The following is a 24,359-nucleotide window of genomic DNA, read 5'->3' on the forward strand; positions in this document are numbered from 1 at the left end:
TAATATGTAAGCATTCTCATCGTACCCAATGTTGAATACCATGAGTGCTCTCTCTAATTTTAGACAACATTTACACAATACTGATGTTGCTCCATAAGTTCTTTAATTGCATCTATTTGCTCTTGGTCGGCAGTCTCCAACTCCAGTTGGACAGAGGCATATCCCAATGAGGCGCCACGTGTTTCCCGATCGTGGGTAACTGTCAGTACATTGGCTCCTGTTTCCGCCGTCAGCTTCAGCAGCTGCCATAAGGAACCGGGCTTGTCGGGAATCACCATGTTAAATACTACTTTTCGTCCCGATTTTGCTAACCCCTTATTGATAATGCGGGACATCATATTTACGTCAATATTGCCACCACTAATAATCGCTGCTATTTTCCTGTTCTTGTATTCTGGCATTCTATTCAATACCGCTGCCACTGAAACAGCCCCCGAACCTTCTGAAACTGTCTTTACACGCTCCATCAAAAGCAAAATCGCACTGGCTATTTCTTCTTCATCTACCGTTACAATATCATCAACATAGCGCTGGACAAGCTCAAAGGTTATATCGCCAGGAGTTTTCACAGCAATTCCATCAGCAATAGTTGGACTGCCATTACAAGTAATAATTCTCTTTTGCGTAATCGACTCAACCATTGAAGGCATATTTTTTGTCTGAACTCCAATGACTTTTACGCTTGGCTTTAAATTTTTAACCGCTAAGGCTACGCCCGAAATCAGTCCACCTCCACCAATAGGTACAACAATGGCCTCAACGTCAGGTAAATCGTCTAAGATTTCTAAAGCAATTGTTCCCTGACCGGCAATAACCATGGGATCATTAAAAGGGTGAATAAAAGTTAATTGTCGTTCCTTTTGGATGCGACATGCCTCTGCATAGGCTTCATCATAAACCCCACCCTGGAGAACAACCTTTGCACCGTAACTTTTCGTCGCCTTGACCTTCGATAAGGGGGCATTCTTCGGCATCACGATAGTAGATGAGATACCAAACAGAGTGCCTGCAAGAGCTGTCCCTTGGGCGTGATTGCCTGCAGACGAAGCAATGATTCCCGTTTTCTTTTCTGCTGCGCTCAAACTGGCCACTTTATTATAAGCGCCTCTCAACTTGAAAGAACCTGTACGCTGTTGATTTTCCATTTTTAAATAAACACGATTACTAGTTAAATCACTCAACGTATTGGTGTAGGCTAGCTCTGTTCGGACAGCAATTCCAGTCAGCGTTTCCCTGGCCTTTTTTATATCTTCCAATGAGATATTCATGTTAGCACTCCTTATTTAAGTTTGAGACGCAATCCAATCCCTCCCTCAACAACCGTACCTGTTTGAGGATTAATAGGAATTTGACCTGAACTAAAAAGATAATTTCCCGACCTCCTTGCTTGTGAATAGGGACCGATCGCCTGCGGTGCCTGTTTTGTTTCAATTACTTCTTTCATTGTGATTCCTCCTAAATAATAATTTGCTCATCTATACTCCAAATAAAACAAACTATATACTAAAAATTGATTAAAGACTCTTCTTCCTCTGTGGCAAAACGACTAACGCTACAGGCGAAGTATACCTGTTACCCAAAACTCGGCTGTTTCCGCTTGGCTGAAACAAGCTCATAATCAGGCAATGCCATTTCCAGTAATTTATTATCGTAATAATTATTTTTTATTATTTTAGAACAAAAATTCCCCCTCTTTAGATCTTGGAAGTTATAGATATCTATTTACAAGACAGATATCTATAAATTGTACTTTCTGAGGTTTGCAATGTACTAGCCACCTTAGTTATGGCCCCTTTAATTTTAAAGATACCATTGCCATTTAATTTTTGAACAATAGCAGTTTTTTCATCAATAGACATTCGTTCAACTGGCATATCATATTCGGCAATAATTTTCTCGACTGCCGAATCTACTACAGTTTCAATAGATGAGCATAAAGATTCCACTACATTTTCCTCTTCGGTTACGCCTGTATTTGCTTCCGGATTATTTGCTAATAAAACATTAATAAGCTTATCCGTCAAATTCTTAACACTCACGTTATCTGGTGAAAGAAGAATATTTACGCATAACATACCAATTAATTCGTTATTTTCATCTTTAATAAAATAGGTAGATGATCTCAACTTATCTCCGTTTGCAGTACGACTTAAGTAATTAACAACCGCATTTTGATTTAAATACGATTTTTTCTCCAATAACGCCAATCCGAAATCAGTCAAAGGACATCCCAACTGTCGCCCGCTCATATAACCATTTCGAATGGCTATTACCGAGTTTTGCACATCTACAACATCATGCAAAAGCACTTCACAATGTGGACCAACAATATCTGCAATAAAATTTACTAACGGAATATATGTTTCAAGCAATTTTTTAGCTTCCATAACAGACTCCAATACTAGTTTTCAAAATTACTATTATATTTTATGCATTCTATTAATAATAAAAAACCCCTTTTTAATAATAAAAAATTATCAAATAGGGTATCAATATAAAAAGTAAATTATTCCCACATTCTATTTTAATAAAATAACAGCCAAGTTGGTGTGAAGGTATAGGATTTTATCTTCTGTTGTGACATTGGATATTATGAGTTGGTCGCCAATGGTTTGTCCGATGCCGGTTGCAAATAGACTGGTGGCAAAGGGTTTTAGATCGATATCAATGGTATTACCGTTTACTTTACTATTGATGTTGGCTTGGGTAAGTGGGTTGCCATAAAGGTCGGTGATGAAGCCTAGGCTCATTTGATTCATGAACCAGGATGTGATGGAACTGCCTAGGAGTTCTTTTTTGTCGATATGCATTTTTAGTAGTGCGTTATCTTTATCAAAATAAAATTCTTTGATAGTGCCGGTAAGCCTAATTGTTCCTGTTTTTTCGATGGTTGTTGTAAGTATGATTTTGTTGTTCTTAAGTATGTTAATAGTCGCATTTTTTACCTTAGGGTTATTAGCAGCTATGTCTGCAAAGTAGGTATTTAGAACTTCTTCAGAAATGGCGTAAATACCAGTTTGCATGTTTTGAAGCGACTGTACATTGCTGAGTTCGGCAGCTATATTGAGTGGCTCCGCACTGACTGTCAGGGTAAGTAAAAAGATAAGTATAAAAGATAAGTATAGGAAGCGTTTCAAGGGATCATCTCCAGTTATTTTTAATATATTACTAATTTATACATATTGCTGCATTATCCTCTTTTGCTATATCTCTTGTCGAGCCGAAATAGACTCAACTAGGGGAATAACCGGAGTCTTAACTGATAGAATAAGAACAAATAGGACCAGCCATTTAACAGCTGGTCCTATTTATTCTTATAAAATTTATTGTATTTGCAACTCTTCTTGTAACTGTTCTTTCTTTTTACGGCTGGCGATATCTGCAGCCGCAGTAAAGAGTACATCGGTAGACGAGTTGAGGGCTGTTTCGGATGAGTCCTGCAATACGCCGATGATAAACCCTACCCCGACAACTTGCATCGCAAGGTCATTACTGATACCAAAGAGAGCACAGGCCATCGGTACAAGTAGCAGCGAGCCACCGGCTACGCCTGATGCGCCACAAGCGCCAATGGCAGCCAGAATACTAAGTAGCAAAGCAGTCCAGATATCAACAGAAATGCCAATAGTATGTACCGCAGCTAAGGCAAGTACGGAAATAGTTACTGCTGCACCAGCCATGTTGACTGTTGCGCCGAGCGGAATAGATACGGAGTATGTATCAGGGTCAAGTTCAAGTTTTCTACAAAGATTCATATTTACAGGAATGTTGGCTGCGGAGCTACGCGTAAAAAAAGCGTAAATGCCACTTTCACGAAGGCAAGTAAATACCAGTGGATAAGGATTGCTACGAATTTTCCAAAATACGATAAGTGGATTAATAATCAAGGCAACAAAAAGCATACAGCCAATTAGCAGCACAAGTAGCTGGCCATAGCCGATAAGGGCTTCGATGCCATTACGAGAGATAGAATCCGCTACTAGACCAAAAATTCCCACAGGAGCAAGTTGGATAACCCAACGTACGACTTGCGATACGGCATTGGAAAAACCATTGATAACTTCTTTGGTTGTTTCACTGGCATGACGAAGTGCAATGCCAAGAACAATACTCCAGGAGAGAATACCAATATAATTACCAGTCATTAATGCTTTTACCGGATTTTCAACAACATTCAAGGCAAGAGTACGCAATACTTCGACGATACCATTTGGTGGTGTTACGTCTGACGCATTAGCAACAAGCTTGAGATCTACTGGGTAGAGAAAGCTTGCTACCACGGCGATAAAAGCAGCCGAAAAAGTGCCCAGAATATATAAAAATACAATGGATTTCATATTTGTTTCTACGCCCTGCCTTTGGCTAGAAATGGCACTCATAATGAGAACTAGCACTAATAGTGGTGCTACAGCTTTTAAAGCACCAACGAATAAAGTACCAAAAAGGGCTACCCGGTTGGCGAGGTCTGGTGCATACAAAGCAACGATAAGACCAAGAACAAAACCAATTAGTATCTGTTTGACTAGGCTAATTTTACTTATCGCAGAAAATAAAGATTTGAACACGCAAAAGACAACTCCTTTTTTGCATATTTACCTCTTGGGTAAAAATAATTACAATAGAATTATATAAGTAATAAATAAAAAAGCGGCACTAATTTATTATAATACCATTTCTGTATATGGTCAATGGACAGTAATTTCTTTTGCGTGTATAGAACGGACAAAAATGAAAATGAGAGATTCTATTTCGACTGCCGGATTTCTTTTTCAAGGCTTGTGATGCTGGACGTGGCTAAGGAACACACGTTTGAACTAGTGGACGTTCTCTATCGATACAAGCGCATCGCCGTTAAATATATTAGAGTATTGCTCCCATAAGTCCAAACCGACTTACCACTTCCATCAGGATTTTCCATAAGTTACTGTTTAAATAAATTCAATAAGTTTATTATCATGGCTACTACGCCGCCGGCAATAAGTGGGCCAATCGCCAGGCCGTGCAAAAAGCAAACCCCGCCGATTGTACCGACAATCAAAGCAGTCGTAGTCTCAGGCGATGCCTTCAAAAAATACATGCCTTGTGTTGCCACCCAAGATACAAGCACCCCAACAATTATGGCAATCAGACCAGCCTGCGTTTTGAAGGCAACTAGCATTTCCCCTATGGAAATTTTGCCCTGTGCCAACGGCGTTAGCACTGCCATTGTCAAAATGGTAATACCGATATTTAGTCCATAGTTTTCAATACTAGGAAACCAGGATGTCAAACCCATTAGTTTTATTAGTAACAGCGCCAAAACAGCCAGAGATACAGAATTGTTGTTTCCAATGACCGACAATACCAGAATGACCAATAGTGGCATATTATCCCAGTTCATACTTTCAACTCCTAAATAGTTGATATTCTACTATGGCAAGTTAAGTCATTGTCAATATAAAATTAAATTCCCACCATCCATACATTATTAAAATTTCTCTACTAGTTATTATACTGCTTCTACAATATTTTCTGCACCAGAAAATCCATCCGCCTAAGAAATCGTTCCTAACCCCACTAGCCCAATCTTGGTGTCTTAGTCCCTGCTTAAAAGGTAAGCCTAGTCCGAAGCCTTGCTGCAAAAATTCAACTTGTATTAGTTTGGTTAATTTTTTTCTTAATTTCTTCAATGTTCGTGCTATAGAGATTTTTCTTTTCCATACGTTCAAAAATATCATTCTTAATCCATCCTGATATTATACTTACCCCCGGTCTCTTGGCTAGTAGTTTAAGCCTAAACATAGCCACATTTAGTGGAATGAACCGTATTCCCAGAGGAAGTGTCCAGGGAAACGGCAAGCCTGCTGCAGAAAGTCCTATTGCTTTCATTCCCCTTTTGCCGTCAATCCTCCCATCGTTATCACATGTGAACACGGGAACTGAATTGAGCCTTTCTCCAAATGCGTGCAGTCCTGCTAAATTCCGTGCCTCATAAAAAAAAGGAGCCTTACGGCTCATCAATGATTGACTAAATCATTATATTCCTGCAGCTTATTCCTAAATGCCTGAATTGCCCGAATCGCGTCAGGTGAGTTAGCACCTTTTTTACCAACAGTCTCATGAAGTACGCCTTGTAACTGTTCAACTTCTTTCCATAACTCTTTGGGATCAGACATAGCTTACACCAGCTTTCTAAATCGCTATGTTTATTATACCACGGAACAGTTGTTTGGTACATAAATTATTCCCCTTTTAGCCAGGCTTTTAAGAAAAACCTGACACCACCTCAGCCAAAGATTGCATATCTAAAGTTCTGCCCGACTTAACAAAAACAGTTCGTGCCTGCTCATAATATTCTAAAGTTGACAGCGTCAAATAATCGCCAAAAATATCAGCCGCAATATGATTTCTATCCATTACTTGTCTAATTTTTGTTTTTGTTTGTAGTACCAGTCCGTGTTGATAATGATCATGATATCTATTTAAAAATTCATCGGCCTTACTCAAATACATTCGCCCTTCATGACAACGGTTTTCCTGGACGGCAATAGTGGCTAACACACAATATAGCGTACAGTAACTCCGTGAGCACCAATAGCCTGTATAGTCGCCAAAACCATCTCCCACCGCCAGCGCTTCTCCCAAATATTGGCGAGCCTTGTCACTATCGCCCAGTTTAAAGGCAGTATATCCGGCATTGATGTAAAACACAGCCACGCCTTCACTAATCCTTTTGTAGCCTGCAATTCTGACCGCTTGCTCGTAATAGTCGAGAGCTTCCTTCATAGCAAGAGCATCGCGCCGCAAGTTTCCAATATAATTGTAACTAGCAGCAATGTTCAGTATATAGCAGTTATTTTGTATATCCAATTTTTTGAAAAGCCCAATAGACTGGCGATAATACTGCTCTGCCTGCAGCGGTTTTCCGCTTAAAGCTGAAGCAATTCCCAAAAAGCGCAATGCCGCTGCCTTTTTTTCCTGCAAATTAGACTTTTCAGCCACATACAGTTTCTCAGCGAATTTTTTAATAATACTGGGTCTGCTAACTTGAATACCTAAAAATATCATTTGTTGATATCCTTTAATTATATAATCCTGAAGTTCTCTGGTAGAAGCTAATCGCAACAATTTATGAATCATTTTTATGCCTGATACATGCTCGCCACGCCAAATATAATGGCGCCCCATCATTTCCCAATACGCAATTTGATAAACAGCTACCTGTCCTGCATCAACCGTCTCCGCTGCCATACACTTGAGCAATTGGGCAATTTTCTTCAGGTAGCCCATTGTTTGACGGCGACTTTCTTTAAAATTACTGTAACCGGCAGGATAGCAATCGTTTAGCTCTGGAAACAACTCATACTGCGGGCAGAAATATTTTTCGGCCAGCCTTACTGTGTATTCAAGAACTTTGATTTTTTCATCAGCCTGAGTGTAATGGTATAAAATTGATTCGTAAATATCCTTAGTCTCCAATTTGCTGCGAAATTGTCTTTCTAACTCCAAGCCCACCCATTTATGAAGCAATTTTCGTCTGGGTACAGACATCTGTTGATACACAAAACTCTGAATCTGCAAATTGTAGAAAGTATATATAAGTCCCTGGTGCAGCAAACTATCTGTCTTGGCTATCAAATTTTTTCTTTCTAGCTCTTCAATGGCTTCGACCAGCGCTAATTCATCCATCTTGGAGACAGCTAGCAACTCGTTATAACTAGAGTATTTGAAAAAGATGGATGCAACCTCCAGTATTTTACGGGCATTGTCCGTAAGATTGCCAAGCCGTTCTTTCAGTACACTTTGCAAACGCAGAGAACCACTGCCCAATTCTTGTCCTGCCTCCAGCAGATGTAAACATTCCATTAGAAATAAAGCGTTGCCACCGGTATGTTCATATAATTTATGTTGCAGCTCCACATTTATTTTATCTGCAGGTAATTTTGCTGCCAATAATTTGACCACATCCTCAACGCTAAATCGCTCAACCATAAAATTCTCGATCATATCATCCCGTTCAAAATCCCACAATGACTTCTCGATCTGACTTATATATTCACTATGACATATCGCAATACAAAAAATTCGAGCACCATGAAGGCGCAAAACTTGATGTAATACTGCCAAACTCTGACTGTCCATCCAATGAATATCATCAATGACGATAATAATCCGCCGTTGTTTAGTCAGTCGGCCTAAGACACCACACATAATTTCCTCAACCATTGTCGGATTAAATTCGTAAGCCACCATAAAGGATTCTTGTCCGGCAGAAGCCTCGCTTGTTTCAAGGGCGGGGAAAAAATATGACATTACTCTATGCCATAATGGCGGAATCGTAATTTTATCTTGTATTAATAGGTTCATCACTTGTATAAAAATACTACTCCACGCTTTATAGGCATAAGCCCATTCTGCCTGATAACATTTTGTCCATAAAACGCTAAAATTTTCTGCTGGTACATTTTCAAACAGACGCTCTACAATAGCTGTTTTGCCAACTCCCTGCTCCCCCTGCAGAAGAATCATTTGCCGCTTATGGTGTTCTACACAAAAATGATCAACCGCAATACGCAAAACCTGCAACTCCATATCTCTACCGAAAAACCATTTCTTCTCTGCAACTTCCGGAGTCATTGCTTTATCAAGTTTTTTTTCTCTTACACGCTTATATATTTTCTGGGTCTTAGTACTGGGCTGCAGATTTAACTCTTTCTCCAATTTCTTTTCAAGTTCGTGGTAAATTTCAATAACTTTATAAAAGACTTCTTCCCGTTCGTAAATTTTCATTAATAAACGGTAAGCACTTTCGTTATATTCATCAAATTTGATTAATTGCTTAATATTTTTTTTGGCAATAGTATAATTTTTATCATTGATACGCTTACTAATGCTTTTTGTAAGACGCGCTGTTATTTGTTCATTAAACTGCTCACGTTCCAAGATAACCCATTCATCAAAAGCAGCCGTATTTTTGCAGTAAAACCCATCTAAAAAATCCCCTTGGCTTCTATCGAGAAAATCTTGTATTTCCAGTGTATTAAGCAACTCTACATCTGTACTATCAATAAGGCTTGGATTTACAACAATCGTTGTCCGATTTGGTGTAACTAACAACGCGGCAGACATGGTCTTTTTAATCAAATAGATGGTATTGCTCAAATTTTTCTTGGCAACCGCATCATCCATTCCCCCCCAAAACATTGTAGCTAACTTTTCCCGAGTGACTTCGCCAACAACCAAAAGATAATATAGCATAGCCTCCATTTTGACAAAGGGAAAATTCATTTTATGATCATTCCAATAAATAGCCGGAGTTCCAAACATAATCACACGTAAATTAGCCATAAATTCAACTCCAATAAAAAAGTCTTGAACTAATAACAATAAATCTCGCAATAATAAATTCTTTTTTATCATAATACCACTTTTTTCGACAGAAAAGCTGTAAATATGGGATCAATCCTCTGAAATTATTATCTACAGAATAAGCAACCGTTAAAAGGTGAGCAATCCCTTGGCTGGAATAGTTTTGTACTTTCTGTTAGGGATACAAAAAATCGACGTTTTTTAGACAGCTAATGATTATACTATGGTTTAAGAATCAAAAAAATATGTTACGAAAGGAGTTCTTCAACAAAGAGAGTTCATTTCGATCAAAAATTAATCCAAGAAAGAGACACAAATTCTGCTCAGTCAATGATTCTTAGCTGTACTTATGTACCTCGGTTTCGCTACAACCGGCACAGTGCTTTCTGGACAGGCTATAAACGGCATCCTCGGCGTCGAAACGCCAGCTGTAGGTATTATAATATTTGGCAGCCTCACAATACTATTGGCACTTCTTGGATACAAATATATCCATGTTCTAGGCAGGATTGCTACCATCACAGGTCTTCTCGGTTTTAGCTACCTTACAATTATGGCATTTGTAAAATTCCCCGTTGCATCCCTATTCGGTGTAAAACCTTTCGAATTGACCACCTTCCTATTGGCCGTTTCCCTCTCGGCAGGCTGGCAGCTCACCTTCGGTCCTTATGTCGCTGACTACAGCCGTTATCTGCCGCGCAGCACACCCCAGTCGGCCACATTCTGGAATACATTTCTGGGAACCGTTATCGGCACCCAATGGGCGATGACACTTGGCGTCATTATTAGTGCAGCCAGCTTAGCGGGGTACGGCGGAAATTTCCTGAAAAACCAGGTAGGTTATTTAGGTGAACTAGCGGGAATCGGAATCATTGCCGTTCTAATCTACATGGTCATAGTCATTGGCAAACTAACAGTTAATACGCTTAATGCCTACGGTTCCTTCATGTCATTATTGACAATTACCACTGCGCTTAGTGGTAAAAAAAGTACTTCGACAACCCAACGTGCCCTTTTTATAGTGGCAATGATCACAGCTTCGGTCTGTATTGCCCTCTTTGCCAGCAAGGATTTCCTCAATCTTTTCAAGAACTTCGTCTTGGTTCTGCTTATGGTCTTCACTCCGTGGAGTTCTGTTAATCTCATTGACTTTTATTTGATCTCAAAAGAAAATATTGATATTCCTGCCTTATATGATCCCCAAGGGCGTTACGGTGCATGGAATGCACCTGCTCTTGTATCCTATTTTATCGGTGTACTGATACAAATCCCATTCATGGCTCAAGCCATGTACACAGGCCCCATTACCAAGATGCTAGGAGGTACCGACATTTCCTGGATTGTTGGCCTACTTGCAACTGCCTTCATCTATTATCCCTGGGCAAAACGTTGCAATGTAGCTCCTGATAAGATGATTTACCCGGAAGACTAATTGATAATAAAGTAATTAAAGCAGCCTCAGTCGGACTTTCAGCCGACTGAGGCTGCTTTACATATCACTGCCTTCCTGACAAATCCCAAGACCCGCTATCGCGGGCCTTGGGATTTGCGCACATCAGATATCCAGTCAATCGAATACAAAGAAAGGGGTTTTACTTTTGGCATTGCCCCAAAAGTAACAAAAGGTCTCACGCCTCCAAAAGCTGAAAAGCCGGACGATATTCCTAAAATTCGTAAACTCGCTACGCTCAGACAGTACGGATTTCTTAACGGAATACCGTCCGGCTTTTCTCCTGCGGAACGCTTTTTCCGGCAAAGGCCAGGGGGATTACGGAAGTTACGTGGGGTGCCACCGGGCGTAAACAGTACGGCCGCCTGTGCCGGGTTTTCTACTTGACACCCCTTGTTTTATAAGGCCTCCGCAAATTACATCATATCTTGAACTTACTGACAGTCTCTGTCAGTTCCTCTGCCATCTTCGCCAACTCTTGGCTAGAAGATGCAATCTCTTCCATAGTGGCAGACTGCTCTTCAGCGGCAGCAGATACTGTTTGTGTCTGCCCTGCTGCCTCCTTACTTACGGTATCAATAGCGCGTACTGCAGTTACTATTTGCTGGCTACCGCTCACCATCTGCGCTGTGACCTCTGATATTCCACCAATCTGAGTTGTTACTTCAGTGATTGATCGGAATATTTCCTTGAAAGTCCGGCCTGCCTCACTCACAACTTCCGAACCCACATGGACTTCTTTGGTTCCTTCGGTCATCGCCACTACCGCACTGTCAGTATCTTGTTGAATTATAGAGATCAGTTCAGCGATCTGTTTTGCCGCCTCATTTGATTGTTCGGCCAATTTTCGGACTTCATCTGCTACAACAGCGAAGCCTTTCCCCTGTTCGCCTGCCCGCGCTGCCTCAATGGCGGCATTTAGAGCCAACAGGTTAGTCTGCCCCGCGAGGCCAGAGATGGTATCCACAATTTGTCCAATTTCCTTAGATCGTTCTCCTAGATTAGTGACTACTTGAGACGAATTGATAACAACGTCTTCAATCTGCCTCATCTGATTCATAGCTTTTTCCACAGCCGCACTGCCCGTTTGAGCTGAATCCGTAGATCTTCTTGAAGTATCGGCAGCCGTATTAACATTGACCGCAATTTGCTGTATCCCTGCTGACATTTGATCTACGACCAAAGCAGTATTATCAACAGCTTTCAGCTGCTTTTCAGCACCATTCGCGACTTCACTAATAGTAATAGCAACCTGGTTGGCAGCCTGGGCTGTCTGGTCGGCACTGGCTGTAAGTTCTTCACTCGCTGCGGACAAGTTTCCTGCTATACCACTCACGCGTGTCACTAACGCTTTCAGCTGATCCACCATAACGTTGAAGTGACCAGCCAAAACACCGATCTCATTACTGGAAGTAACTATCACTTTTTGGGTAAGATCGCCTGCAGCCACTTTGCCTACACCTTCCACCAAGTGGCTGATCGGAGTTGTAATACCCTTAGCCAATAAAAAGGTTAAAAACATTCCAATACCTAAGGCACAAAGCGCAATCGCGCCAATACTCAGCATCATCTTATTTTTTTCAACGTTAAGTTCCGAAATATTTTTACCTGCGAACATTACCCCGATGGCTTTGTCCTCAGGTCCCACCAACGGCAAATATGTCGTTATGTATTCCTTACCGATAATTTCAGCACGACCAACATATTTTTGCCCCTGCTTCAGTACCTTTTCGGCAATTACAGGATTCAGTTTAGTGCCTATTACCCGTTGGCCATCCTGGATAATCGTTGTGGCAACCCGTTCATCGCCCAGAAATACGGTGATATCAACACCAAACAGCTGCTTGACCTTATCGACGATCTCATCCCGACTAGCATTGTAACCAGGTGTTATTACGCCGATAACCCGTCCTTCGGCATTATGCACTGGTGCCCCCGCCCGAACCGACAGCTTTACAACCGTGCCTGACTCAATAGCTGCAAATGTCGTACCTTTGAGAGCCTGCTGCACATTGACCTGATTCATCACACTATCACCTTTTTTCGGGTCATGTGTCCGAGCGATTACCACGCCATTCTCATCTGACACAGTAACCAAATCAAGTTTAGCCGCTTTAGCCAATGGTCCAATAATCTGTACTAGCGCAGCCGAATCCCGCGCCTCCACTGCTTTAACAACCTCGGGATGGCGGCTCAAAAGTGTCGCATAAATTGCTGCATCGCTCTTATAACCTTCTAAAATACTAGTTAGACCTTCTAACCCTTGGTTTGCTTGCAGTTCGAACTTTTTTTCCATATTCATCGTAAAGAAATAAAGTGCAGGCACCGCAACTGCCAAAACAGCAACGGCGATGAATAAGGTAGTATAGATAACCAATTTTTGCTTTATACCTAACGAACGCTTCATTTTCCATCCCCCCGAGATACTAATTATTAATACGTCAGTCTACTATCGAAGTTTATATTATAACATATAATTTATGACTTAATTGTCACATATTGTATTTTCGCCATGTGGAAAAGTAGCTGCTTACTCCGTATATCTTTATTGTAAATTCAAAACCAAATACCGGTAATCCTTTTTTATAATTATATTTTCCGCTAAGAACTTAACGAAACGAATCGAAACTTACAAAATATAAAAGTACCCCGCAACCATGACCAATTGCAGAGTACTTTTATATGAGAGAGGAATATACAAATTTATATTCAACAGAAAGGCATTGCCTTCTAGGAATTTTTCTATGTTTAGAATTATATATACCTATTTTTAGAATTACTTTAGAAAAGAATGGAAAATAGGGAAACCGTCCACCCGAAGGTAAACGGCTACAGCACAACCAATATAAGCGGACCGCACTTCAAATCAGTTGTGAATTTACTATAAGTAACCTATGTTAGCAGATTGAGCTACAGTCATCATTGAAGCAGAAAAATAACAAGATTATGATAATTATAATTATAAACCAACTACCACCATGACCTCCACATCCACCAAAACCGCGCCCCATAAATAAACCTCCTTTGCTCCTTCACTAAGGTATATTACAATTTATGCTTGATCGGCTGGCTTTGCGACTAAGTAAAATAAAAATCCCCCGTTTTTTAAAGGTCAAAACCATGCGACTAACTATCATAAAAAAGTAGTAGGCCCTAATAAACAAGCGGGAATGTCCATATTGACATTCCCGCTTGTTTATTGTAATATAATAGCAAATATTACACTCCTAAAGGGGAGTAGCTCATAGAACAGAGTCAACATACTGATGAGTAATCATCTGGCTCTGTTGTTGACGAATTGTCAATTAGCGAGACCTTTAGTATGGCTATTATTGTCATACTAAAGGTCTCGTTTTTTATATATACTACAATTTAGGAGGATGATCATGACTGCATTTTTAACTGCTCTCGTGTTTGTAGTTCTTGCAGAGATGGGCGATAAAACGCAACTGTTGGCTATGGCCCTTGCTACCCGCTACAAGTGGCAAACAGTAATGTGGGGCGTATTTGTTGCCACTATTCTCAACCATTTATTTGCCGTAGTCGTAGGCAGCTACCTTACTCACTTTATCCCCATGAATACCATTCAAATTGCGGCAGCTGTATCTTTTATTATCTTCGGTCTTTGGACAATCAGGGGTGATGAACTTGATGACGAAGATAAGGCTTCAAAACGCAGCCCGTTTTGGACAGTAGCTATTGCATTTTTTATTGCTGAAATGGGTGATAAAACTCAGTTAGCAACCGTTGCGTTAGCAGCTCAATTTAACACAATTATTCCAGTATGGCTGGGAACGACCGCTGGTATGCTGATTGCTGACGGCATCGGTATAATAATCGGTATCGTTCTTGGAAAGAGAATTCCCGAACGAGCAGTTAAATGGTTTGCCGCTATTATCTTTATTTTGTTTGGCCTCTTTGGCCTGTACGAGTACTTACCCAGTCACTATTTGACTCCCATCACAGTTACTGGCGGCTTAATTGCCGTTGCACTTTCGATATATCTTGTAGCAAGAATGGGTGGAACAGACGATAAACTTCCGCAAAAACAAGAATAGTAATAACTCGGGGCCGCTAATTGCGGCCTCTTTTTTTATTGCAACGAAATAGTAATCCTTTATTATGTCCCCATTACAGAAAACTTATGTGTACTCCATAAGACCTGCTGATATTCTTTTTTATAGTATATATCTAAAAAAGTTAGTATTAACAGTCCATTATTATCTAATTTCAACGAGAATTCTTTTAAAGCTTTTGTTTCCAACAAATTTCATGTTTGTCAGTAAGTCCCATTATGAATTTAAATCATATTTTTTTGTTTTTTGCATGCCGCGGGGAGGAAATTTATTGAAAAAATTGAATTATAATCATGAAATATTAAGTTATAACAAATTAGGAAATAGAAATGTATTATGTTGCATTATTCCAAACTACGGGTTGTATTATCCAAAAGGTAAATAAATTAATGGAAAGGTGATGATAGCAGGTCGAACGTAAGCAGCCTTTTGGCATAAGCACATAAAAAATCAATTAGAGAGGAATGAACGAAAATGGATTTTGAAAATTTGCATGTCCATGCAAAAGAATTGGAATTTATTAAATCATTTATTCAGATTGCCTTCCATATGTTCGAGGATGGGGCGGTCTTCTTTGCAACCGATTTGACGGAGGTGACTTACAAGCATACTGAAAACTTCGACTTTCCCGGCCTTGATGTAGGCAATCACTTTAGCAAAGATGGTTTGGCCGCCAAGATCATCCAGGCCCGCCGTCCGATGCAGTTTGAAATACCGCGGGAGGTTTATGGCAAACGGGTATGCGCCCTTGGCGGACCTGTATGGAACGATACCGACAGTGAAATTATCGGATCGTGGGCAATGGGCTCTCCCCGTGAGCATAAAATTGTTCAGGCTTTTGATACGTTTGCCCCTGTATTAGCCGATATGCTGCCAGAGGGTGGTATGCTATGCCTTTCTACCAAAGATAAATACGCAAAGCGTCAGGGATCAAAAAAGTTTGATATACCGGATATTCAGGTAAACACGCCGGTCAGGGAAGGCAGCAGTCAGGAACAAGTGTTCAAACAAAAACAGCTCGTCACTAAAGAGGTTGACGAATCCGTATATGGAGTTCCGGTTCTTTCCGCAACAGCACCATTTTTTGACGATAAGACCGGGGCTGTATTAGGAGGGTTTACAGTGGTACTGCCCCGCAAACTGGCCAAAGACCTTAAAGCAATCGCCAATACATTGGATCAGGGATTAACCGGCGTGTCGGCCTCTATTCAGCAAATCACAGTGGCAACTAATGAAGCTAGCAGCAACCAAAGCAACTTGCACGAAGAAATTGGGAAAGTAAAAGAACAGTTGGACAATATCAACAATGTTATGCGATTTATCAAGGAAATTGCTGACGAAACTAAGATGCTCGGCCTGAACGCGTCCATTGAGGCGGCAAGAGTAGGTGACGCTGGCCGAGGTTTTGGCGTTGTAGCTGAGGAAATACGCAAATTATCGGAAGAATCGAAAAAAACGGTTGTCCAAATCAAAGAACTTACTCAGCAAATCGAAAAATCGATGAATACGACAGCTGACGCATCACAGTCGACCCTGGCCGTGACAGAGGAAACTTCAGCCGCTGTCCAGGAAGTAAACGCAACAATTGAAGAAATGACAAGTTTAGCTAATAAATTAACGGCAACGGCAGCAAACCTGTAGCAGAGGAGGTGCAAAAAACATGGCAAAGGAAGGCTTGACCCTTGTCGTGTACATACTGGAAGCAAACGATAAGTCTTATGAATACGGTATTCCTATCAGCCAGGTGTATGAACTTACTCGGCCGGGAAAGATGATAAAACTGCCGGACATGCCAGATTTCATCGACGGGATCATGAACCTGCGCGGTGAGGTCATCCCTGTACTCGACTTCAAAAAGCGCTTCAATCTGGGTACAACCGGAATCAAAGACACTACGCGGATTGTCGTCGTAAACATGAATAACCAAAAATGCGGCGTCATTGTCGACGACGTTTTGGAAATTGTTCAGATTTCTGCGGAAAATATCGAAAATGCGCCATCAATAGCCAGTGGAGTGAAATCCAACTTTATCCTTGGCATTGGTAACGTGGATGATCGGCTTATTATTGCCATTGACATTTTTAAGATTTTGACTGAAAGTGAACAAACGAAAATGGCAACTTTGGGTGCGTAACTTCCCTAAGAGACAAGCTTGTGTAGCCTCTTAGGGAAGTTAGGACCCATCTGCTGACCAAAAACGTTTGACGCCTCTTAGTTTGCTCCAATGTGCGGGGTCAGGCTTCAAAAGCCAGTAAGCCTACCGGTTTCTCCATCCAAAATGCGGAGGCTGCCATCAGTTTTTTTCTGACTTCGACTCCAGGTATAAGCGGTAAATGCCGGCAGATCTTCAGTGTTGTCCCAGATCCCGAAAACATATGGCTCAAAACTCAAATAAGAATGGATAGATGCATATGAGTGTACACCTGTTAATCGATTTTGGAAGCACTTATACAAAAGTAATTGCTGTCGATATTGAAAAAGAAATCGTTATCGGCAGAGCACAAGCGCCTACAACTGTGGTTACCGACGTTACCATCGGACTCAACAACGCTCTATCTTATTTATTTAAAACCTGTGAAATAGATGAAACCCAAATCCAGGACAGCTACGCCAGTAGCAGTGCAGCCGGCGGTTTGAAAATGGCAGCAATCGGACTTGTTCCAGAGCTGACACTAGAGGCTGCCCGCCGGGCTGCGCTAGGAGCAGGGGCAAAAGTTACCTGTTCCTATGGTTTTGAGATTAATAAACAAATCGTTCACGAAATTGAGAGCGCAAAATGTGACATGATACTTTTGTGTGGTGGAACCGACGGCGGAGATCAAAATGTAATTGTTCACAATGCAAAGCTACTGGCCCAATCCAATATCAAATCTCCAATATTAGTTGCCGGCAATCGTGCTGTTACAAGTCAAGTGAGCACTATTCTGGAAGAAGCGGGCAAGAAAGTCTATTCGGCCAAAAATGTTTTACCAAGTCTTGATATATTGGACGTGGAGCCTGCGCAAAAAAAGATTCGTGAAATTTTTATCGACCATATCACTAAAGCGAAAGGATTAGATAAGGCTCAATGCCTAATTGGCGATGTTATCATACCCACCCCTAAGGCAACGCTTCAAGCAGCAACCCTGCTAGCTGATGGAACTAAAAATGAGCCTGGAATAGGCAGTGTGGTTGTTGTCGAGGTAGGTGGGGCTACAACTAATATTCATTCAGTGATTGACAATTTGCCTGTAACTTATCAAGCAATTATTAAAGGGTTGCCTGAAACAAGGGTAAAAAGAACGGTCGAGGGAGATCTGGGGATCAGATATAATGCTCCAACAATTTATGATCATGTTGGCAATGAAAGGTTTTTAGCAAAATTGAAAACACTCGTTTCGTCCCTTGATGGTGAGCAAATTGATATTACTAACTATGTCAGGGAAATATCAAATAATGTTGGTTCTGTTCCGGCAAATGATATTGAGTGTAACTTAGATATCGCCTTAGCCGGATTTGCTACGTCAATGGCCGTACAGCGCCATGCTGGCACTGTAAAAAAAGAGTGGACAGTTGTCGGGGAAGTCGTTGTCCAACATGGGAAGAATTTCCTCAAAACAGAAAACATTATTGGAACCGGCGGCATATTTAAATATGGCTTGCATCCAGAAAGAGTATTGCAATCAGCGTTATTCAGTGCGGAAACGCCATGGAGCCTGAAACCTCAGGAACCCAAAGCATACTTGGATAGTAACTATATTCTATACGGAATTGGATTATTGGCTGAAAAATATCCGGATCAAGCACTAAGGATTGCCAAGAAGTATTTAAAGCCAACCGTACTCTAACCAAAAAGTATGCTACGCACAGTAACGCATATTGACACATAAGGAGAGATGAAAAAATGGCGATCAAAATCAAAAACAAAAGGCTAACCGATGAAGAATTTTTCAAAATTCGGAATGAAGAAGTTCTTCCCATGTGGGCAACGGGAAAAGGCGTCGAGAATCTAAGCGAGTGTATTGAGATCGCGAAAGAATTATCCCATGGTAAAAATTTTGCAATGAAGCTGAAAGAAGCGAAGGAGAAGGGAGCACACCTACTTATACCTCAGTTTGGACGGGCTCTTACCGAATATACAATTGAGGGATTAGAGTATGTGGAAGCGAATTCGGATTTAGCCAGTAGCGGTGCGTGGCTTATTTACTCTGACTCTTACACCCGGAAACTAGACTTTAAGAGTGCTCAGGCCGGCATCGAGCGTAGTAAACAAGAGGGTATGTCCATGCTCAACGGCTGGCCCATAGTAAATTTCGGTGTCGAGGAGGCGCGTAGGATTATGAAGGCGACCAAAGTGCCTCTCAGTTTCAATTCAACCGACGAAGACGGGCGACTGGCCGCGGAGATTGCCTTGGCGGCCGGGTGGAACTCTTGTTTTGTTCGATCGCTTCAGGAAGTAATAGCTCATTGCAAGAACATACCTTTAGAAGAAGAAATCAGAATAAACCAGTATGAAGCGCGCCTTGCAGGCATATACACAGAAAACGGCGTGCCTATATGCCCATGGAATCCCAGCAATCTCTCCGGATACGACAGTGCAGGCTATCGGTGCTTCGTAAATGTCTCCGAATCTTTGCTTGCCGCTGAGCAAGGGGTGAGGTATCAATTCCTGGAGCTTGGTCAGAATATGAATCTGATTCAGGATATTGCCATGATCAGGGTTACGGAAAAGCTCAGTAACGAATATTGTAACCGCTTTGGCTATAATGTGGAATTCTTTACCGGAGGTTTCCCGTTCTTGGGTGCCTGGCCTCCACGGGCGGAAGAAGCAAACGCCATGATCGCTTGGAATGCAATAATCACAATAATGTGCGGTGCTACCGGAGTCATCCTGAAATGTCAGGACGAAGCGTTTGCAACGCCGACCAAGGAAAGCATGGCCATGTCGGTAAGAATTGCACGGCATCTTATTACTCTGATGGGTACCCAGAAAATTCCGGACAACGAGGCGCTGAGGCTGGAAGAAGCAATGATCGAAGCGGAAGTAAGAGCACTAATGGAGAAGTGCCTGGAAGCCGGCGACGGCGATATGGCGGTCGGCATGTGCAGAGGCGTCGAGGCTGGATGGGTCGATACTATGCTTACTCCCTGGAAGTACAATAAGGGAAATGTTACAGTCATGCGCGATGCCCAAGGCGCTGTAAGGTATTTTAATACTGGCGATATTCCCCTGCCGCCCGATGTTAAAGAGTATCACAAAACAAAACTTGCCGAAAGAGCCAAAAAAGAAGGCCGGGAGCTGAACTTTGACATGGTGGTGCAGGATTTGCAATTTGCTTCTAGGATTGCGAAGTAGTGACACAAATTTGTCAGATGAGTTTTTTATATAAAAAAAGATATAAAAATTAAAATTCACCAATCATAGGAGGGGAAAAATGGAACAAAGAATGGTTAATAAAAGTGTAGTTATCGGCACCATCGGAGCCGATGCACATATGATCGGTGGTTGGGTGCTTCAAAAGATATTTAAGGATGCGGGCTTTACGGTTGCATTCCTGGGTGCAGTCGTTCCACAACAAGAATTCATCAACGCCGCAATAGAAATCAATGCTGATGCTATCCTTATTTCGTCAATGTACGGGATGGGTCTCCTAGACTGCGAAGGGTTTAGGGGAAAGTGCATTGAGGCTGGCTTGAAGGATATCATCCTATATGTAGGTGGTACTGTTGCCGCTCCGCTTGAGCTTGATAAGAATTGGCCTGAGATTGAACGCCGGTTCCGGGAAATGGGTTTCAACCGGGTTTTCCGGGTTTCTACAACTGCAGCAGAAGTGGTTAAAGCTTTGAAAGAAGATCTGGGTATCGCCTAATAGATTTTTTCCAAGAATAGTAAATGCAAAGCTTTCGGCTATTCCTCTTTCAATTTACGGAGAAGATTTAACACTTCAATTATATAGCCAAAATAACGTAACAAGGAGTCCAACGGCACAAAACCATTCCTATTCTGCCGGCAATCCTTGACGTACACTTTGGCTGACATTATAGCGTAAAGCGGCGATAAAAATCCAGCCCATGCTGGCCGAAAGGTTATGGCGAGAGCCGCAATAAATCCCATAATGGGAGGTAACTATCGCCGTAACTGGAGTTGCATAACCCATTACCCAAGTAATTAGCGCCGAAGCAGATTTATCTGCATATCATGTAATATCAGAACAAAGGAGTTATATTATGGACCACAAAAAATGGAAGGCTGTGGAATATCCCGAAATAACCGAATGGAATGAACAACAATACCTTCGTCAGTGTTGCATCCCGTTTAATTGTCGTCCGTATCATTGCCGGCCTTATTACTGCCGGCCCTACCGACTATGCCGGCCATTCGATTGCTGTAATCCACATATAATACTATGGCCTTAATACAAATATCAACAAAAAAGTCACCCACCAGGACGAACCCGGCAGGCCGGCTAACTACATTAAACTTTCTGCATCATTATCAAGCAAATCAGTTAAGTAATCACGGATAATGACATTTGCTCTAGTCTTTTCAGCAGCATTTGCAAAATAAAAATTACCGTCGGCAATCTTAAAATCAGTAATCCCTTTTACCACTAGCTGTTCTCGTATACGTACCGTTAATTTTTCTATTAATGTCTCTTCCATACCAGTAACTATACTATCACATCCCTCGATTTCCATAATATGGATATATTATAGCACTATACACCTAAAAAACCAAGAAAAATTATGCGAGCTGGTAAAACAGCCACCCCAGTACGCATAATAAAATAACGCCAAGCAGTATAGCCGCCTGGGCACTTGGTTAAGCTAATCATATATTCGTTCTTCTCCCTTTTGCGCCGCCACCGTGCGGCGCTATTTTTATACCGCTTATCAAATGAATGTAATCATTAACACAATCAGTACAATTACAATAGCAATAGCAAACCACACTTGCCACGTTTCAAAATTATGGAAAGCAGCGAAGTCATCTATAACATAGTTAGCTTTACGTCCAACATCATCAAGCGCATTTTTGATTTTTTCTTTATTCATAATTAACCTCCATCTTATGTTACTTTATCATATGCGGCTCATGAGTCAGATTGTGTTATGTCATTAGCCCAAGGGGAGGTTTTTATGCAAAGCAACGCTTCCACTTCCTGATCTGTGAAATCATTAAATAACGTAATCAGCCGCAATTGGAAGAAACCGGAATACAAACTCTTCGACCGTCATGTTTTTCCCCGATACTGATTATTTGTACATCAACCCCGTAAACAGCTTTTAAGTAATCTTCAGTAATCACTTCTTCAGCAGTCCCAATTCGAAAAGCATTGCCCTTTTCAATTACTGCCACCTTCGATGCGCAGTAAAAGGCATCATTAGGAAAATGGGTTGTCATGATTACCCCCAAGTTTTCATTTTTCACCAGCTTTTTGATTTGATTCAAAACCTTGATTTGGTTCCCGAAATCAAGATTGGCCGTAGGTTCGTCCATAATCAAAAAAGCCGGCTGCTGCGCTAACGCCCTTGCAATCAGCACAAGTTGCCTTTCCCCACCGCTTATTTGCGTATAGATACGGTCTTTTAACTGCACTATTCCAAGGGTTTTCAACGCCTCTTCGGCAATTTCCCTGTCCTGCCTGGTTGGTGATGAGAAAAACGACAAATGAGCCGTTCTTCCCATCGTTACCACTTCAATGACCTTAAAAGGAAAAGGGGGATTATGCGCTTGCGGAACATAGCCCAACTTCCTGGCTAAATTCCGCCGCTCCCAACGGCTGATGTCTTCTTCGTCCACAAGGATTTGTCCGGACTGCAGCTTAATAAAGCCTAACATTGCTTTAAAAAGTGTGGTCTTGCCAATACCATTTGGCCCTAAAATACATAGCGACTCACCGCATCCCACGGTAAGTGATATGTCGCTGATTACTGTCTTGTCGGCATAGCCGCAAGAAACATTTTTTACCTCTAATTTCATGCTATTCAATCCTTTCAACAGCTTATTCTCATGATGCCTGTCTTAAACCCAGCCCTTTTTTTTCGTGTTGATCAATAAATAGAGAAAAAATGGCGCGCCAATCAGTGATGTAAGAATACCCAGCGGAATTTCCACAGCATACAGCGTTCTGGCCAGATTATCCACTAACAGTAAAAAACAGGCTCCCAGCAACATCGCTGCTGGTAATAACACTTTATAATCCGGACCAACAAGCATTCGCGCCAGATGAGGCACAATCAAGCCGACTAGCCCAATCATCCCGCTTATCGCGACCGCTGAAGCAGTCATCATAGTGGCACACAGGATGACCACAAATCTCACCCTGCCGGTGTTTACACCTAATGCGCTTGCTTCTTCTTCGCCAAACGACATAACATTCAGGTTCCATCTGACTAACATTACTGCCACTAACCCCAAGACGATAGGGATACTGGCCACTTCCACATCATTTATATTGATCGAAGCCAAACTGCCCATCAGCCAATATGTTATCGTCGGCAATTTAGTATAAGGATCGGCTGCATATTTAATTAAGGAAAGAAAGGAAGAAAACAGTATCCCGACAATAATCCCCGTAAGAATCATTACCAGCATGGTGTCGCCATTCCGTCCGAGCCATACACTGATGAAATAGGTAATCGTTACAGCTAGCATTCCGCCAATAAACGCACCAATCTGAATACCGACATTACTATACGAAAGCAATATTGCCAGCGCTGCACCCAGGCTGGCACCAGCTGAAACTCCTAAAATACCCGGCGATACCATCGGGTTTTTGAACATCCCCTGATAAGCAGCACCTGACGTGGCTAAAGCAGCGCCAACCAATAGTGCGGCAATAATTCGTGGCAGGCGAATCTTAAATACAACAGTCTCCATGTCGTTTGTCCAGTAATGCGGCAGAGTAATAAATTTACCCGCTATAATAGCCAACACCGTTTCAATGGAAATTGGGTAACTGCCAACAACAAAAGACACAAAAAATATCCCGACTAACAAAACAGGCAATAGTAGCAGCGTTATCGTAACTCCCTCTGGCAAGGAAACGCCTTTTAACAAATTGTCACCCCCTGTTCAACCGGTATTAGATCAATCAGGATAACCCGGTCAAACGACTTAACCGGCAACGATAAGGCTTGAAAAAAATTAGCCGCATACGGATAGGCAGTAAACAATTCTTGCATAGTCATAGAAGATAGCTTTTCCCACACTTAGGCCCCATTCCCTTCTCAGACACGATTCTCCCATTAAAGCTATATTATTACATCATCGTCCATAAGTAAACAAAAATGATATCACGTTGTTAATTATTTGTCATTTTGTTTGTTGTTGTTGTGTTTACAATAATATACTCACTTATAGAGATTATGTCGGTAACCAAGGTTACTAATCGCTAAAGGTTGCGGTAATATTGCAAGACATCTTCGTCAAATTTGTTTTAAATCACCGATGTTCTCCGGTATTTCCATTGATACGCTAAACATTATGTTTACCTATCTTC

The 24,359-nt window shown here is 41.5% G+C and carries 22 protein-coding genes; 7 read left to right on the top strand and 15 right to left on the bottom strand.

The window, feature by feature from the left end; all coding sequences use genetic code 11:
• Positions 1-59: 59 nt before the first annotated feature.
• The 9 genes from ilvA to AC1ECB_RS22780 all read right to left on the bottom strand — a co-directional run bounded on the left by ilvA (position 60) and on the right by AC1ECB_RS22780 (position 9,327).
• Positions 60-1,268, bottom strand: a complete 1,209-nt coding sequence (ilvA, locus tag AC1ECB_RS22740) for a threonine ammonia-lyase (RefSeq protein ID WP_485665920.1) — start codon at positions 1,266-1,268, stop codon at positions 60-62.
• Between the two features lie 11 nt (positions 1,269-1,279).
• On the bottom strand, positions 1,280-1,444 hold the full coding sequence (locus AC1ECB_RS22745; RefSeq protein WP_485665921.1) for a Rid family hydrolase: 165 nt from the start codon (positions 1,442-1,444) through the stop codon (positions 1,280-1,282).
• A 274-nt stretch (positions 1,445-1,718) separates the two neighbouring features.
• Positions 1,719-2,387, bottom strand: coding sequence for a helix-turn-helix transcriptional regulator (locus AC1ECB_RS22750; RefSeq protein WP_485665922.1), 669 nt, complete (start codon positions 2,385-2,387; stop codon positions 1,719-1,721).
• Positions 2,388-2,519: 132 nt separating this feature from the next.
• The gene (locus AC1ECB_RS22755; protein ID WP_485665923.1) at positions 2,520-3,137 is read right to left on the bottom strand and encodes a hypothetical protein; all 618 of its coding nucleotides are present in this window, start codon (positions 3,135-3,137) and stop codon (positions 2,520-2,522) included.
• 186 nt (positions 3,138-3,323) lie between these two features.
• Entirely contained in the window at positions 3,324-4,565 is a 1,242-nt protein-coding gene (sstT, locus tag AC1ECB_RS22760) for a serine/threonine transporter SstT (RefSeq protein WP_485665924.1), read from the bottom strand.
• A 356-nt stretch (positions 4,566-4,921) separates the two neighbouring features.
• Positions 4,922-5,380: a DUF441 domain-containing protein gene (locus AC1ECB_RS22765; protein ID WP_485665925.1), complete on the bottom strand. Its 459-nt coding sequence runs from the start codon at positions 5,378-5,380 to the stop codon at positions 4,922-4,924.
• A gap of 245 nt (positions 5,381-5,625) precedes the next feature.
• Positions 5,626-5,868 (bottom strand): hypothetical protein, encoded by a 243-nt coding sequence (locus tag AC1ECB_RS22770; protein WP_485665926.1) that lies wholly within the window; start codon positions 5,866-5,868, stop codon positions 5,626-5,628.
• Between the two features lie 128 nt (positions 5,869-5,996).
• On the bottom strand, positions 5,997-6,155 hold the full coding sequence (locus AC1ECB_RS22775) for a hypothetical protein (RefSeq protein WP_485665927.1): 159 nt from the start codon (positions 6,153-6,155) through the stop codon (positions 5,997-5,999).
• An 88-nt stretch (positions 6,156-6,243) separates the two neighbouring features.
• Positions 6,244-9,327, bottom strand: coding sequence for an AAA family ATPase (locus AC1ECB_RS22780; RefSeq protein ID WP_485665928.1), 3,084 nt, complete (start codon positions 9,325-9,327; stop codon positions 6,244-6,246).
• A 370-nt stretch (positions 9,328-9,697) separates the two neighbouring features.
• Here AC1ECB_RS22780 and AC1ECB_RS22785 point away from each other — a divergent pair, with 370 nt between their 5' ends.
• Complete coding sequence (locus AC1ECB_RS22785; protein ID WP_485665929.1) at positions 9,698-10,780, top strand: purine-cytosine permease family protein; 1,083 nt, start codon at positions 9,698-9,700, stop codon at positions 10,778-10,780.
• 439 nt (positions 10,781-11,219) lie between these two features.
• Here AC1ECB_RS22785 and AC1ECB_RS22790 read toward each other — a convergent pair whose 3' ends face one another.
• Positions 11,220-13,205, bottom strand: coding sequence for a methyl-accepting chemotaxis protein (locus AC1ECB_RS22790; RefSeq protein WP_485665930.1), 1,986 nt, complete (start codon positions 13,203-13,205; stop codon positions 11,220-11,222).
• A gap of 979 nt (positions 13,206-14,184) precedes the next feature.
• On the opposite strand from AC1ECB_RS22790, the gene AC1ECB_RS22795 reads away from it, so the two are divergent.
• The 6 genes from AC1ECB_RS22795 to glmS all read left to right on the top strand — a co-directional run bounded on the left by AC1ECB_RS22795 (position 14,185) and on the right by glmS (position 20,723).
• Positions 14,185-14,856: a TMEM165/GDT1 family protein gene (locus AC1ECB_RS22795; protein ID WP_485665931.1), complete on the top strand. Its 672-nt coding sequence runs from the start codon at positions 14,185-14,187 to the stop codon at positions 14,854-14,856.
• Between the two features lie 492 nt (positions 14,857-15,348).
• Positions 15,349-16,515, top strand: a complete 1,167-nt coding sequence (locus tag AC1ECB_RS22800; RefSeq protein ID WP_485665932.1) for a methyl-accepting chemotaxis protein — start codon at positions 15,349-15,351, stop codon at positions 16,513-16,515.
• Positions 16,516-16,534: 19 nt separating this feature from the next.
• Positions 16,535-17,008 (top strand): chemotaxis protein CheW, encoded by a 474-nt coding sequence (locus AC1ECB_RS22805; protein WP_485665933.1) that lies wholly within the window; start codon positions 16,535-16,537, stop codon positions 17,006-17,008.
• A 277-nt stretch (positions 17,009-17,285) separates the two neighbouring features.
• Entirely contained in the window at positions 17,286-18,701 is a 1,416-nt protein-coding gene (gene glmL / locus AC1ECB_RS22810; RefSeq protein ID WP_485665934.1) for a methylaspartate mutase accessory protein GlmL, read from the top strand.
• 56 nt (positions 18,702-18,757) lie between these two features.
• Positions 18,758-20,209 carry a hypothetical protein gene (locus tag AC1ECB_RS22815; protein WP_485665935.1) on the top strand — a complete coding sequence of 484 codons (1,452 nt, stop codon included), beginning with the start codon at positions 18,758-18,760 and terminating at the stop codon, positions 20,207-20,209.
• Between the two features lie 79 nt (positions 20,210-20,288).
• On the top strand, positions 20,289-20,723 hold the full coding sequence (gene glmS / locus AC1ECB_RS22820) for a methylaspartate mutase subunit S (protein ID WP_485665936.1): 435 nt from the start codon (positions 20,289-20,291) through the stop codon (positions 20,721-20,723).
• A gap of 601 nt (positions 20,724-21,324) precedes the next feature.
• On the opposite strand, the gene AC1ECB_RS22825 is transcribed toward glmS, so the two are convergent.
• The 5 genes from AC1ECB_RS22825 to AC1ECB_RS22845 form a co-directional block, all read right to left on the bottom strand.
• Positions 21,325-21,552, bottom strand: coding sequence for a hypothetical protein (locus AC1ECB_RS22825; RefSeq protein ID WP_485665937.1), 228 nt, complete (start codon positions 21,550-21,552; stop codon positions 21,325-21,327).
• A gap of 195 nt (positions 21,553-21,747) precedes the next feature.
• A complete protein-coding gene (locus tag AC1ECB_RS22830) occupies positions 21,748-21,909 on the bottom strand; it encodes a hypothetical protein (protein ID WP_485665938.1) in 162 nt (53 codons plus the stop codon).
• A gap of 136 nt (positions 21,910-22,045) precedes the next feature.
• Positions 22,046-22,837, bottom strand: coding sequence for an ABC transporter ATP-binding protein (locus AC1ECB_RS22835; RefSeq protein WP_485665939.1), 792 nt, complete (start codon positions 22,835-22,837; stop codon positions 22,046-22,048).
• A 42-nt stretch (positions 22,838-22,879) separates the two neighbouring features.
• Positions 22,880-23,917 (bottom strand): FecCD family ABC transporter permease, encoded by a 1,038-nt coding sequence (locus tag AC1ECB_RS22840; protein WP_485665940.1) that lies wholly within the window; start codon positions 23,915-23,917, stop codon positions 22,880-22,882.
• Positions 23,911-24,048, bottom strand: a complete 138-nt coding sequence (locus tag AC1ECB_RS22845; protein ID WP_485665941.1) for a hypothetical protein — start codon at positions 24,046-24,048, stop codon at positions 23,911-23,913. The genes AC1ECB_RS22840 and AC1ECB_RS22845 overlap by 7 nt, the downstream gene beginning before the upstream one ends.
• Between the last annotated feature and the right edge of the window lie 311 nt (positions 24,049-24,359).

Source organism: Sporomusa sp. 246TCP1, from assembly GCF_057319775.1.